This window comes from Cytobacillus kochii (genome assembly GCF_044790165.1).
GTDB lineage: Bacteria > Bacillota > Bacilli > Bacillales > Cytobacillaceae > Cytobacillus > Cytobacillus kochii.
In genome coordinates this window covers 4,026,537-4,041,231 of record NZ_CP085254.1, presented here as the reverse complement: position 1 = coordinate 4,041,231, position 14,695 = coordinate 4,026,537, and the positions used below count along the sequence as shown (strand labels likewise).

The 14,695-nt window shown below is 32.5% G+C and carries 8 protein-coding genes and 1 pseudogene; 8 read left to right on the top strand and 1 reads right to left on the bottom strand.

The genetic code is table 11. From position 1 onward, the window contains the following. Positions 1-312 precede the first annotated feature (312 nt). The 7 genes and pseudogenes from LG276_RS20605 (at position 313) to tagH (LG276_RS20575) (ending at position 11,027) form a co-directional block, all read left to right on the top strand. Positions 313-2,541, top strand: coding sequence for a CDP-glycerol glycerophosphotransferase family protein (locus LG276_RS20605; protein WP_404292709.1), 2,229 nt, complete (start codon positions 313-315; stop codon positions 2,539-2,541). A gap of 12 nt (positions 2,542-2,553) precedes the next feature. After that, positions 2,554-3,873, top strand: a complete 1,320-nt coding sequence (locus tag LG276_RS20600; protein ID WP_404292707.1) for a glycosyltransferase family A protein — start codon at positions 2,554-2,556, stop codon at positions 3,871-3,873. Between the two features lie 177 nt (positions 3,874-4,050). Further along, a complete protein-coding gene (galU, locus tag LG276_RS20595; protein ID WP_404292705.1) occupies positions 4,051-4,944 on the top strand; it encodes a UTP--glucose-1-phosphate uridylyltransferase GalU in 894 nt (297 codons plus the stop codon). A gap of 41 nt (positions 4,945-4,985) precedes the next feature. Next, positions 4,986-7,511 (top strand): CDP-glycerol glycerophosphotransferase family protein, encoded by a 2,526-nt coding sequence (locus LG276_RS20590; protein WP_404292703.1) that lies wholly within the window; start codon positions 4,986-4,988, stop codon positions 7,509-7,511. A gap of 165 nt (positions 7,512-7,676) precedes the next feature. Beyond that, complete coding sequence (locus LG276_RS20585) at positions 7,677-8,510, top strand: ABC transporter permease (RefSeq protein WP_404292701.1); 834 nt, start codon at positions 7,677-7,679, stop codon at positions 8,508-8,510. Between the two features lie 14 nt (positions 8,511-8,524). Further along, positions 8,525-9,310, top strand: a pseudogene (gene tagH / locus LG276_RS20580) (teichoic acids export ABC transporter ATP-binding subunit TagH); the annotation flags it as partial. 121 nt (positions 9,311-9,431) lie between these two features. After that, positions 9,432-11,027: a teichoic acids export ABC transporter ATP-binding subunit TagH gene (gene tagH, locus LG276_RS20575; RefSeq protein ID WP_404292699.1), complete on the top strand. Its 1,596-nt coding sequence runs from the start codon at positions 9,432-9,434 to the stop codon at positions 11,025-11,027. 51 nt (positions 11,028-11,078) lie between these two features. Here tagH (LG276_RS20575) and LG276_RS20570 read toward each other — a convergent pair whose 3' ends face one another. Beyond that, positions 11,079-12,002, bottom strand: a complete 924-nt coding sequence (locus LG276_RS20570) for a LytR family transcriptional regulator (RefSeq protein WP_251162155.1) — start codon at positions 12,000-12,002, stop codon at positions 11,079-11,081. 253 nt (positions 12,003-12,255) lie between these two features. Between LG276_RS20570 and LG276_RS20565 the strand changes: the two genes are divergently transcribed. Next, positions 12,256-14,673: an N-acetylmuramoyl-L-alanine amidase gene (locus LG276_RS20565; protein WP_404292697.1), complete on the top strand. Its 2,418-nt coding sequence runs from the start codon at positions 12,256-12,258 to the stop codon at positions 14,671-14,673. Positions 14,674-14,695: the final 22 nt, after the last annotated feature.

Below are 14,695 nucleotides of genomic sequence, written 5' to 3'. Positions count from 1 at the left end.
TTAACTAAAAATTAGATATTTTGCACTGTTTAATTACTAAATACAAACAAGTAATTTTAATACTGGTCAATCTAGTGAAATTTTCCTGATATAACCATTTATAATATGATATTTTCAATGAAGAAGGATAATAGTGGTATTGTTTGGTCCTATTTTACTGATATAATAGTTTTGGTGTTTTGTGATTTGACAAAGTATTTATTCAAAAATAGGAAAATGTTATTTTATCTACACTTTTATAATATTGGAATTTACTTTACAATGTTTTATATTATATAAGTTCTTTTAACTAGCTTTGAGAGGGGAAACAAAATGGAATTTGATATATCCGTAATTATACCTACATATAATGTAGAGCTTTACATAGATGAAGCTTTAAATTCTGTAAAGAAGCAGAGTTTCAAGGGTAGTGTTGAAGTAATAATTATAGACGATTGTTCAACTGATAAAACTCATGAACTTATTGAGGAGTTTAAAAGAGTTAATGATTCAAAAAGTTTTAGTATTAAAACTATCTATCAAGAAAAAAACATGAGACAAGGTACTGCTCGTAATAGAGGTATTGAGGAGTCGAACGGGAAATATATATTCTTTTTAGATGGGGATGATATTTTAGACTCTAGTTGTTTTGAGAAAATGTTTGATAAAGCAATTGAGGGTTCTTATGATTTTGTTTTATGTGATTGGGCTTATTATTATGAGGATAAAGGACTTGTATATGTTAATAATGATCTTTTCTTAAATAAACAAGTGTTATATAACATTGATTGTGAACAATTATATGAGGCACCAACTTATTTTAGTGTTAATAAATTATATTTAAAAGAGTTTTTGATAAATAATAATATAAGGTATGGAGAGGGGTATATTTATGAAGATTTTGAATTTTACCTTGATGTTGCACAAAAAGCCAATGCGATTGCAATAATCTCTAATCCTTTGTATTGGGTACGTGTAAATGAACATTCGACTACAAAAACTAATACTATGGGGGCAGACCATATAAATTCGTATTTAAAAGCAGTTGAAAATAGTATGAAGTTGTTTAATCCGAGAGGGAAAAGTTCATATTATCAGGTGTATAAACATTTAATACAAAAATCTATTTACTATGCTAAAAAGAGGGCTCCGATTGGGTATAAAAGAAAGACTTTAAAAAAAGTTATCTCCATATTAAATACGAAAAATAAACATTACTATGTCCCCCTAAATATTATACCTTTAAACCATTTATTATTCCGAAGAAGGTATGTTCAGAGAAGTAAGATTAATAGAATTTTATTTGTGGATTGGCTACAGTCTAAAGGGAAATTAGTACCTATTTTTAAAATTGCAAAAAAATATAAAAATAAGATTAAATATAATAAGCTGACTGATTCTATTCGAAATACTAATTACTATAAAAACAAGAAAAAACATCAAAAGCTAAAGAAAATTGAGTCGTTTAATAATAGACCGATTAATGACAATTCTATATTATTTTTGGGCTTTGATTATAGATATATAGGAAACTCAAGATACTTTTTTGAATACTTACAGGAAAGGAAATCTCAATTTGAGATTCATTTCGTTACAAAAGACAATAGGGTGCCTTCTGAATTCAGAATTACTCCAAGGTCAATGAAATTCTATGAAAAATTAGCAACCTCAAAGGTTGTTATTGGAGAAAGTTGGTTACCTCTAGATTTTAAAAAAAGACAAGGTGCATACTGGCTTCAGATGTGGCATGGGACACCCTATAAAAAATTGTTATTTGATAGTCATGAAATGTTTATTTCAAAATATAACAGGAACCATAAAAAGCAGAAACAAAGAGATATTATGAGGTGGGATTTTCTACTATCTGATTCCCCTAAAGCATCTGAAAAGTTTATATCTGCCTTTGTTATTCCGAAAGAGAAAATATTAAACTTTGGTTACCCTCGCGTTCAATGGCTAAAATCAAATCAAGAAAACACAGAACTAATTGAATCAATTAAAAAAGGTTTGAATATACCAATTGGGAAAAAGGTTATTTTATACGTTCCAACATGGAGAGATTATAATTTTAAATCCCATAGACCTAATAATAAGTATAAATTGGATTTAAATATCCTTTTAGAAAAACTAAACGATGATTACGTAGTAATTGATAAAGATCATAGTATGAGTTTGGGAAGTAAGGAAGTAAATAGTCAGGTTATTAATCCATCTTCAAGTATTGACGTTCAAGAACTTATTTTGATTTCTGACTTAATAATAAGTGACTATTCTTCAATTATATTTGATGGTCTAGCAATCAATAAGAAATTCTTATTATATATAAATGATTTTGAGCAGTATGAAAAGGCAAGAGGAGTTTACGAAGATATTAACAAGCAATTATTAGAATTTAATTCTACAGATGTTGAAACACTAGCGAATAAAATAACTTTCTTAAATACAGAATATCCGAATGTGACTTATGAGAAAGTTAAATCAGTTTTAGCAAATATATATACGGAAAACTCCAACTTAATGTTAGAAAACTTTATACAAAAGTTAATGAATAGTAAGGAATAGAAAGGAAATATGATGAAATTCTCAGTAATTATACCTATTTATAACTCTGGGAAGTATCTAAGTACAACTATCGAGAGTGTAATAAGTCAAGATTACCCTTTAAATGATATAAGCATAATTCTAATAAATGATGGTAGTACGGATAATAGTGAAAAAATATGTCATGCATACTTAGAAAAGTTACCAGAAACCATAATATATAGAAAAATAAATAACAGTGGACCTTCAGTTGCTAGAAATATTGGTTTGTCCTGCGTTCCTGTTTCAACGGATTATGTAGTTTTTCTTGATGCGGATGATAAGTTGAGTTTGGATTATTTGAACAATGCCTTTTTGTTCTTTACCGCTAATCCTACAGTTAATATTGCTGTTTCACCTATTGTGTATTTTGGAAGAGTGCAAGGAGAACATAAATTAAATTATAGATTCAGTAGTAAAAATGATAGGGTTATAGATATAACTAGAGAATATAGTAGTCCACATTTTTATATTGGTGGGACAATTCTTCAGACGAGGGTTCTGAATGATTTGGGATTGACGTTTAGATCTGATATTAGTTTTTTTGAGGATGCTTTTTTTGTAAATCAATTTATACTCTCTGTTGAAAAATATGGTCTTATAAAAAACAGTATTTATTTTTATAGGAAAAGAGAAGAACAAAATTCTTTGGTTGATATAAATTGGGAGAAGAGGGATAGGTACATCCCTCTTCTAAAAAAATCATATGTGCCATTATTAAAGTTATCAATTGAAATGGATAATAATACCTTACCTTACGTGAGTTATTTAATAATTTACCACTTAAGACTTTTTTTAATCTCAAAAAATTACAGTAAAATGTTAGATGTATTGGAAGAATCGGAAGTGGAAGAGTTTATATACCTTATGCGGTTGCTATTGGGGAAAATAGAAGATAAATATATTCTAAAACAAAATTTTAAAACAATAGAAAAAAAGGTATTATTAAAGGTTAAATATGGTAAACAATATGATGTCAATAAATTTACCTCTTTTAGGAAAATTATCATTGAGAAATTACGACTGAAATACCTTTATTACCAAATTGAAGGTACTTCATTTAATCGAGAAGTTTTTGTTAAATACAAAAATAAACTAATCCCTTGCACTATTAAAAATAGTGAAGAATTAGTAGTACAACAATTTGCAATTACAACAACTCAAAAACGGTTTGAATTTATAGTAGATATTCCGTGGTATATTTCTAAGTTTGAATTATGTGTAAAGGAGAATGAGGAAATAACCTCAACTCGGAAAGTGAACCTACTAACAAAATTAATTAGCACTATAAAAAAAGAATTGATAAGTAAGTAATTGAAAAATTAAATCTTATATAGGGTAAATACCTTAAACTATTAGTTTAAGGTGTTTTTTATAAAGACTAATGTGATGATAAATATTTTTTTAGATATATTTATTATGAAAAACATGGTAAATTATCTTCTATATACTATTTTTAGAAAATTAAAACCATTGCAAAGGGGTCGTTCAATGTCTAGTATAAAAAAAGCTATTATCCCAGCAGCCGGATTAGGAACAAGGTTCTTACCGGCTACCAAAGCTATGCCAAAAGAAATGCTCCCTATTGTTGATAAGCCGACCATTCAGTACATAATTGAGGAGGCTGTAGCCTCAGGTATTGAAGACATTATTATTGTTACCGGTAAAGGAAAGAGAGCAATCGAAGATCATTTTGATTATGCTCCAGAGTTAGAGAAGAACCTCTTAGATAAAGGAAAGTTAGATATTTTAGAAAGGGTAAGATACCCCTCTAAAATTGCAAATATTCATTATATAAGACAGCAAGAACCGAGAGGGCTTGGGCATGCGATTTGGTGTGCGAGGAATTTTATAGGTGATGAACCTTTTGCTGTGCTATTAGGTGATGATATCGTACAAAGTGATGTGCCATGTATTAAGCAATTAATCAATCAATATGATTTACTTGAAGCTTCAATTGTAGGTGTCCAGACTGTAGATGATGATGAAACAGATCGTTATGGTATTATCGATCCTTCCAATAATAATGGAAGATTGTTTGAGGTCAATCAATTTGTTGAAAAGCCCTTAAAAGGTAATGCCCCTTCTAATTTAGCGATTATGGGAAGATATATATTAACTCCAGATATTTTTAGTTATCTAGAAAATCAAGAAATTGGTGCTGGTGGGGAAATTCAATTGACTGATGCTATTCAAGCATTGAATGAATATAAGTCGGTATTTTGCTATGATTTTGAGGGAACAAGATATGACGTAGGAGAAAAATTAGGGTTTATTAAAACTACTATAGAGTTCTCACTCCAGAATGAGGAATTAAAAGATGATATTATGAAAATATTAGAAAATATAGTAGAATCAAATAAAAATAAAGAATACTCAAAATAGTATTAATTAGCATATTTTTACTGAAAGAGGAGCAGATCATTTTGGCAGGTAATCTAATGAAATACTTCAGTCGCAAAGTTCCTTTTATTAAACAACCTATACGTGATTATATTAAGAATGAACGGTTTAAGATTCGCGCGAAGTATAATTATTATGTGAATCATTTAAAAGTGGAAGATCGAGTGATTTTGTATGAGGCATATCATGGTAAAAGTTTTACGTGTAATCCATTAGCTATTTTTTTAGCGTTTGAAAAAAGAACTGATTTCGATCAGTTTCTTCATATTATAGTTGTGAATGAAAACGATTCTTTTGTAGACACATTACCAAAAAGAAAAAATATAAAATTTGTAGCAGTAGATGATGATCTTTATTTAAGATACTTAGCTACTGCTAAATATCTAATTAATAATACGTCCTTTCCTTATTATTTCATTAAACGAGAAGGTCAGGTATATGTGAATACATGGCATGGGACACCCCTTAAGACGTTAGGAAGAGATATTAAACAAGCGGGCATGACTGATCATATGAATATCCAGCGGAATTTATTACAAACGGATATATTGGTTAGTCCCAATCAATTTACATATGAAAAACTATTGTCTTCACATGATATTTACGAAATTTTTCCAGGATGGGTTGCTGATATTGGTTATCCTCGTGTCGATCGAACGCTAGCTGCTTCAAGTAAGGATGTATTGTCTCAGTTAGGGGTAACGAGTGGAACTAAGGTGATCTTATATGCCCCAACGTGGCGGGGGACGGTAGGAAATGAGGCAGATATGAGTGAGCAACTACTTCAGGATGTCCTCCATTTAAAGAGGGAATTAGGCAGTGACTATACTGTATTATTGAAGTCTCATTATTTTACCTTTAAGTACTTTGAGGAAAACCAAAAACAAGAGCTATGTGTACCAAATGGCATGGACACAAATTTATTGCTATCAGCAGTCGATATTTTAATAACTGATTATTCTAGCATCTTTTTCGACTTCTTACCGACAGGGCGTTCAGTCATTTTCTATGGAGATGATATTGAACAATATAGTCATGAAAGAGGATTCTACCTCCCGGTTGATCAATTACCTGGACTACTCACTCAAAAGCTAGAAGATGTAATTGTGCATATTAAAAATATCGACTTAGAGCAAGAGAAATATAATGAGAAGTACAAAGAATATCAAGAACAGTTTTGTTATAATGATGATGGCCAGGCTGCTTCAAGACTGTTATCAATCTTAGTAGACAATGAACAAAAGCATTTAATTAAAACGGAAACAAAAAAAGAGAAAATTATTATGTATTGCGGAGCTTTCTATAATAATGGTATAACGATGTCTGCTTTAACCTTATTAAATGCGATTGATTATGATAAATACGAAGTGGTTGTCATAGAGAATCCGAAAGGTTCTGAAGAAAAATGGGTAAATATTAAAAGAGCTAATCCTAATGTTCATTTTATTTATCGACCTGGGGTTCTCGGTAGAACAGTTCTTGATAGCTATAAACATCAATGGATCTTGAATCGTGGTGTCAGTGGACAAATTGTAGAAAAGGTACTACCAGCACATTTATATTATAATGAGTTTCGCCGGTTAGTTGGGGACGTGAAATTTGATCATGCAATAAATTTTGGTGGTTATAATGATTTTTGGAGTCTCCTATTTGCCTTTTCGCGAATAAAGAATAAATCTATTTATCTTCATAATGATATGATGGAAGAATTTAATAAGAAAATCAAAGGCAAATTTAAACATAAAAAGAATCTAAAAGTGATTTTTTCTATTTATAAATATTATGATAGAATCATCTCAGTAGCAGAATCGACACACGAAACGAATATGAAAAACTTAGAGCAGTTAGTACCAGATAGTCACAAAAAAATGACATATGTTAATAATCTTGTTGATAGTAACCGTGTGAAGACACTGATGAATCAGTATGATTATATCGAAGTGAACGGGAATAATTATCTTGTTACGGACCAATTAGCAGAGTCTGTTAAGTTAACTATTCAAGGAGTCATAGCTCCTGAAGAGGTAGATGTGAACTTTGTCACTGTTGGTAGACTTTCACCTGAAAAGGGTCATGAAAAATTAATTCATGCATTTTGGGCTTTATACCAATATGATCAGCATATTAAGCTTTATATCGTTGGGGAAGGACCACTAAAAGAATCATTGCAATCTCTTATTAAGAAGCTAAAAATGAATGATCGCATTATATTGGTGGGACAATTATCTAATCCCTTTGCTCTTATTAATCAGTGTGATTGTTTTGTTCTTTCTTCAAATTATGAGGGTCAAGGACTCGTGCTACTCGAAACATTGATTATAGGTAAACCGATTATAGCAACAGATGTAACAGGTGTTAGAAGTGTCCTTAAAGAAGGCTATGGTGAGTTAGTAGAGAACAATCAAGAAGCATTGGCTGAAAAGTTAATTCAATTTGTTGAGCGTTACCGACAAAAATGTTTACCTAAGAGAAGTTCATTTCATGATGAACAATATAATCAAGAAGCCTTAAACCAATTTTATGGTAAAGTACTAGGGAAATCATTATAATATTGTTATCGGCAATGTAAGGGAATTATTCATCTTTTAATTCCCTTTTTATTTTTGCTCTGTCGCAACAGAAAATGACAATTTCATCATTCAATGATAAAATATTTTCTCGGGGAGAGTAATTCATTGTTAAAAGAAAATTAAAGGCACGGAAAGGAAAAACGCATGCGTTCTGTAGTGACAGTTTTAAAAGAACAAATCAAAAGTTTTTATTTAGTTAGACGCCTTTCTGTTTATGAAATGAAAAGTGCGAACAGAAACAACTATTTAGGGATTCTATGGGAAATTATAAACCCTATGATTCAAATTGCGATTTATTGGTTTGTGTTTGGCTATGGGATATTTAAAGCTGTTGGTAGACCTGATGTAAAAATGGCTGATGGGGATGTTATTCCTTATTTTTCATGGATGTTATCAGGCATAGTCGTTTGGTTCTTTATTAATCAATCGATCACAATGGGCTCGAAATCGGTCTATTCGAGAATTAAGATGGTATCCAAAATGAGTTTCCCAATGAGTGTCATACCTACCTATGTGATTTTTGCAAAGCTTTATCAACATTTAATGTTACTAGTTATTGTGCTCATTATGTTCCAATTTATGGGTTATCCAATTTCTGTATATTATATACAATTACCTTATATGATGTTAGCGACCTTAATATTCTTGGTTTCGCTATCACTGATCACCTCTACTATTTCAACAATTGTACGTGATTTTCAAATGGCTATTCAATCAGTAGTGAGGATTCTCATTTATGTATCACCATTCTTATGGCCACCATATGAACTAAAGCCTGAGATTGTGCCAACATTAATGCAGCTGAACCCGATTTATTACTTAGCAGAAGGATATCGTGCGACAATCTTAGGTCTCAATTGGTATCCATTTGTGAATTGGGAATATAGCCTTTATTTCTGGGGAATTACTATACTATTATTTGTCGTTGGTTCGATTTTACATGTGAAATTTAGAGATCGCTTCGTAGACTTTCTATAAGATGGATGTGAATTATGGAACATTCAGTTGTTTTAAACAATATAACGAAAAAATATAAAATGTATGATGGTAATAAGGAAAAGTTATTAGATATTTTATTACCGAAAAGTTATGGTGAAGATTTTTACGCGTTGCAAAATGTTAGTTTTACAGCTGAAAAAGGTGACGTTGTTGGATTTATTGGAGTGAATGGTTCGGGTAAATCTACACTATCCAATATCCTTGCCGGCATTATCCCACCCACTACAGGTGAGGTAACCATCAATGGGAAGACGGCATTAATTGCGGTTAATTCAGGTTTGAATAATCAATTGACCGGGCGCGAAAATATCGAATTAAAATGTCTGATGCTCGGTTTTAGTAAAGCCCAGATTAAAGAGTTAGAACCGGAAATTATTGATTTTGCTGATATAGGTAAATTTATTGATCAACCGGTCAAAAGCTATTCCAGTGGGATGAAATCACGTTTAGGCTTTGCTATTTCTGTAAATATTGATCCGGATATATTAGTGATTGATGAAGCACTTTCAGTCGGTGATCAGACATTTGCCGATAAATGTTTAGATAAGATGAATGAGTTTAAAGCAAAAGGGAAAACAATTTTCTTTATTAGTCACTCGATTGGTCAAATGAATCGTTTCTGTGAGAAAGCACTTTGGCTGGAGTATGGTGAAGTGAGAGAGTTTGGGCCGATTAAAGAAGTCATGCCAAAATATCAGGCTTTCTTAAAGGAATATAAAGCGATGAGTGCTTCCGAGAAGCGTGCCTTTAAAGAAAAGGCAATGAAGAAGCAAGCAGGACTTGTTACAAATTAAATAAATGTTTATGAAGTGTGAGGCTAAATTGATTTTTAGCCTTTTTTTCTTTGCAAAATTTGGTATAGTAAAAAGGACTAATTTAATAAATAATGGGGAAAAAGATATGGCCATTGAATCAGTTCATTTTGAGAATGTAACGAAGCGTTTTAAAATGTATCAAAACAATAAAGAAAAACTATTAGATATATTCGTACCTAAAGGATACGGTGAAGATTTCTACGGATTGCAGCATATCAACTTCACTGCTTATCAAGGCGATGTCATTGGTGTGATTGGTATTAATGGTGCTGGAAAATCTACACTGTCCAATCTTATTACAGGAGTAGTACCTCCTACCACTGGTGATATAACGATTAATGGTAGTGCATCGCTTATTGCTATTGCATCAGGTCTTAACAATCAATTAACAGGTCGAGAGAATATTGAATTAAAATGTCTCATGCTAGGGTTTAATAAGAGAGAAATTCAGCAATTGATGCCTGAGATTATTGACTTTGCTGATATTGGTAAGTTTATCGACCAACCAGTTAAAAACTATTCTAGTGGTATGAAGTCACGATTAGGCTTTGCCATTTCTGTAAATATTGATCCTGATATTATTGTCATTGATGAAGCCCTCTCGGTTGGTGACCAAACCTTTACTGATAAATGTTTAGATAAGATGAATGAATTTAAACAAAAAGGTAAAACCATCTTCTTTATTAGTCATAGTATTGCACAGGTAAAGAAATTCTGTGATAAAGCATTATGGCTAGAGGCGGGAGAAGTGAGAGATTACGGCACTATCGGTGAAATTATTCCAAAATATGAAAAGTTCCTTAAGGATTTTAAATCACTAACCAAAGAGGAACAGAAGAAATTCAGACAGGATATTTTAGATAGGCGCAGTCAGTTGAATAATTATACTGACAACATTGAACCCAATAAAGCTAACGTTGTTTCTAGTGATATTCAGCGAAGTTCAAGAGTAAACAAACGTACAAAACCTAGTCGTAAAAAATGGAAATTTATTTTAGGATTAAGTACACTCTTAATACTCCTATCCGTTAGCACTCTATTTCTTATAAATAACTATCACTCATCGAATTCGACTGTGAAGACCAACCAAAATGAATCACCTGTAGCATCAGAAGAACCAAAAGCTGTAGAAGAAGGTTTAAAGGATGAATCATTAGATATTAGGTATGTAACGGTCTCAAGTGCTAATATAAGACAAGAACCAACAATGGAGAGTGAAGCTATAGACTTTGCTGTTTTTGGTTTTCCATATGAAGTATTAGAAGAAGAAGAAGGATGGGCTAAAATCCAACTAAATGATAATGAAGAAGGCTGGGTTAGTACAACGGTTTTGGCAAGATTAAATAATACAGTTGTTGACCAAGAGATTGAGACCAAATTAAATGGCATTGTTGGTCCTAATTTCCCTCTAGAAACTGTTATGAACACTTTAGGGCAAGGGCAAGTGATGGAGGAACCTTTTGAACATGCAGAATATATTTACAAAGATGAAGTAATCAATGGTGTGATTATTGATATGAATGGTCCATCTACAGATACCTTATTTAATCAATTGGGAGAACCAGATATGGAGTTAGAGGAGACGAAATCTTTCTTATATCATGGAGAAGAATTTGATTACTTATTTCAAGGAGTAGAAGATGGAACAATAAGCTCACTTCAGTTGATTAAAAGAAGTTAAAAAAAGGTCTTATTCTTCACCTCATAGGTTGATAGAATAAGACCTTTTTTCTTATATATCTAAGTGTGATTTCAATTCTTCTTGTACTTTTAATTGCTCTTCATTTGAAACGATTAAATACCAAACATCATTGATACGCTGACCATTGCCGGATATGGTTAGCTGGTCAATTTTTCCGACTGCATTTTTATAATTTTTTTGGATATCACGCATTTCATTGAAAGACAAGTTCGTTCTAACATTCTTACCTAACGCATCTAAGATGTCATCATAGTTTGTGAGTGTGTTAAGGCTCATCCCTTTTTTAATGACTCCTTGAATCACTTGACGCTGACGGTCTTGACGACCGAAGTCACCGTTTGGATCTTCTTTTCTCATCCTGACATAGGATAATGCTTCGTCGCCATTTAAGGTGTTTGCCCCTTCTGTAAAGGAAGAATTCCCTTGTTCAAATGAGAGGGAACTGTTAACTGTAATGCCTCCAACCGCATCAACAATATCTTTAAATCCTTCCATATTTACCTTGATATAATAATCAATTGGGATATCAAGGAAGTTTTCCACCGTGGCCATCGCCATTTCCTCATTGCCGAACGCATAAGCATGGTTAATCTTATCATCAAAGCCCTTACCGACAATTTCTGTACGTGTATCTCTTGGGATGCTTAACATTTTCATTGATTGGTCATTTGGATTAACAGTGATAACAATGATTGTATCTGAACGCCCTTTGTCTCCGCTTCTTTCATCTACTCCGAGCATTAAAACAGAAAATGGCTCTTGTTTAGTCAGTGTAAGCTCCTGCTCTCTTTTCTCTGTTTTATACTTGATTGGTTGATGCATCGTTTCTACAGCCCCTGAAACAGAACGATAGACCATAAACCCATAGATGCCAACTGCAATGACCATTAACAGAACAATAGAACCAGTTATTTTTAACCATAACGGCTTCTTTTTCTTAGGTTGGCTACGCATTTCTTTTCCCCCATACGAATGTTAATTTGATTGATATATGTTATAGAATACCAAATTATTAGTTCGGTGGATATAAAATAAATGTAAAATAGACAATATTAGACAAAAGTTCTTCTTATTCGTAAAGTGAATGTAAAAAAAATAATAAATACTGTCATATTTTAATATGTTAATATGAATGTGGGGTATGTAGAATTTAGCACTACTGGAAAATTAGTTATAAAGTATCATAACTTTAGAAGAGGAGGAGAAAATGACTAAACTAAAGAAACATATTTCCATGTTTCTTATTGCTTTATTAGTATTCGGTTTAACTTCGAATATAGGATATGCGAATGAGATAAATAATAAAAGTGTTGAACAAGAACCAATTACATATGTTGTAAATGAAGAGCAACAAGTTGCTGTATATCTTGAAGATTCACAAGAAAGCGAGATTTTATTTCATTTAATTAAAGATTCAGTATTTTATATCGTAGAACTAGGGGACGAGTACTCTTATATTCAAACAAAGGACGAAGAAGATAATGAAGTACTAGGTTACGTCCTTAATGAAGAAATTGATCAATATGCGATTGTTCAAGATAAACCTGATGAAGAAGAGTTAAGCGGTGAGAAACAGGAAGAAACGATTGAGACCCCTTTGACAGAAGAAGCGCAAGAGAATGCTCCTAATGAGGAAGAGGCGGTAAGTGAGGAGAATACTCCTATCGACTCAACAGAAGGACAAGATAATCTTACTGAAGAGGATGAACTCACTGAAGAAGAAAGTCAAACAGATGAATTAAAAGAAGATGAAGCACAACAAGCGCTACCAGATGAACAGGAAGTAAGTGATGAGCAACCTGTAAAATCAAGAATGCTTATGAGTAAAGCTTTAGTTACTGTACAAGGTGTCGCACTTAAAAACCCCACAAATGTTTACACAGAATCCAGTCGAAATTCTACAGTGTTAAAGAGCTACTCTCAAGGTAAAATTCTTAAATTTGAAAAGTCGAATAATCAATGGCTACAAGCAACTGTTTATGTAAATGGTAAGGCAGTAGCAGGTTACATCAATAGTGATGATGTTGACTTACTTGTTGAAAAGCAAGAGAGTTCGAGAGGAATCGTTTATAACGAGAATCTACATGTTTATTCTACACCGTCTAAAAACTCGAATGTCTTAAAGAGTTATAATGAAGGACATACGGTAGTGTATCAAACATATTCTTCTCAATGGAATGAAGCGAAAGTTTATGCTAATGGTAAATGGCAATATGGCTTCATTCATGAAGATGATGTGATTCCAGAAAACACACCACAATCTACGTTAAATGGTGTGGTGAAAAATGAAAAACTCAATGTGTATAGCGGATTATCAAAATCATCTAATGTGCTGAAAAGCTATAATGAAGGTACAAGTGTTAAATACAGAACACATACTGCGAATTGGTATGAAGCGACTGTCTATGTGAATGGAAAAGCGACTACAGGTTATATTCATAAAAGTGATGTAATCAATAGTGATGCGAAGCAAGAGACACTCAGTGGCATTGCAAAAAAACGTGTCAATGTATATAGCAGTACTTCAACAAGCTCAAGTATCCTAAAAAGCTATAATGAAGGTAGCACCCTTAAATATAAGACTTTCACGAAGAATTGGTATGAAGCAACTGTCTATGTAAATGGAAAAGCAACAACAGGCTACATTCAAAAAAGCGCAACTATTGACGAGGATGCAGCTAGAACTGATTATAGAGGAGTGGCTTTGGCCTCGCCAACAAAGGTGTATGCAAACGAATCAACTTCAGCTAATGTGCTGAAAAGCTATGGTTCTGGATCCATCCTTAAGTATCGTTCGTATACTGACAACTGGTACGAAGCAACTGTTTATGTAAATGGAAAAGCAACAACAGGTTATATCAATAAAAAAGATGTTGAAAATAGTAAGAACCCACAACAAACATTAACAGGTACAGCACAATCAAAAGTGACAGTTTATACAAAGGCCTCTAATACGTCTAGTGTCTTGAAAACTTATAGTAAAGGTTCCAAAATTAAATATAAAACCTTTACATCGAATTGGTATGAAGTGACTGTGTTTGTAAATGGAAAAGCTCAAACTGGTTATATTAAAACGAATACGATGGAAAAAGGATTACAAGGAAAAGTTATTGTGCTTGATCCTGGACATGGTGGTCATGACCCAGGGGCAATGGGCATAGAAAAAGACTTGAATCTTAACACCGCTAATTATCTGCGTTCTTATTTGAATGCCGCAGGAGCTGAGGTAATCATGACTCGGTCTACTGATGTATATTTGACATTAGCTGAACGTGTAGAAATTAGCCATCAATATAGTGCAGATGCTTTCATTAGCATTCACTATAATTCAAATCCAGACCCTAGTCCTAATGGAATTGAAACCTATTATTTACCTTCTAATGAGAATGAACGAGAGCTAGCCCAATTGATTCAAGATGGCGTTGTCGCTGAAACAGGGTTACGAGATCGTGGGGTTAAAAATAATGGGAACTTCCATGTCATTCGTGAGAATCAAAATGTGGCAGTCTTAGTAGAGTTAGGATTTCTTTCAAACCCTGAAGAATATGATGTTGTTACGAAAGCAGCTTATCAGAAAAAAGCAGCTAAAGGAATTTATAACGGTTTGAATCAATACTTTAATTAAAATAAGTATAAAAGTAGAGCGT

Excerpts from the sequence above, each read along its gene's own strand:
- tagH (WP_404292699.1), top strand. The coding sequence starts at position 9,432 with ATGGCCATTGAATCAGTTCATTTTGAGAATGTAACGAAGCGTTTTAAA.
- LG276_RS20605 (WP_404292709.1), top strand. The coding sequence starts at position 313 with ATGGAATTTGATATATCCGTAATTATACCTACATATAATGTAGAGCTT.
- LG276_RS20600 (WP_404292707.1), top strand. The coding sequence starts at position 2,554 with ATGAAATTCTCAGTAATTATACCTATTTATAACTCTGGGAAGTATCTA.
- LG276_RS20570 (WP_251162155.1), bottom strand. The coding sequence starts at position 12,002 with ATGCGTAGCCAACCTAAGAAAAAGAAGCCGTTATGGTTAAAAATAACT.
- galU (WP_404292705.1), top strand. The coding sequence starts at position 4,051 with ATGTCTAGTATAAAAAAAGCTATTATCCCAGCAGCCGGATTAGGAACA.
- LG276_RS20565 (WP_404292697.1), top strand. The coding sequence starts at position 12,256 with ATGACTAAACTAAAGAAACATATTTCCATGTTTCTTATTGCTTTATTA.
- LG276_RS20585 (WP_404292701.1), top strand. The coding sequence starts at position 7,677 with ATGCGTTCTGTAGTGACAGTTTTAAAAGAACAAATCAAAAGTTTTTAT.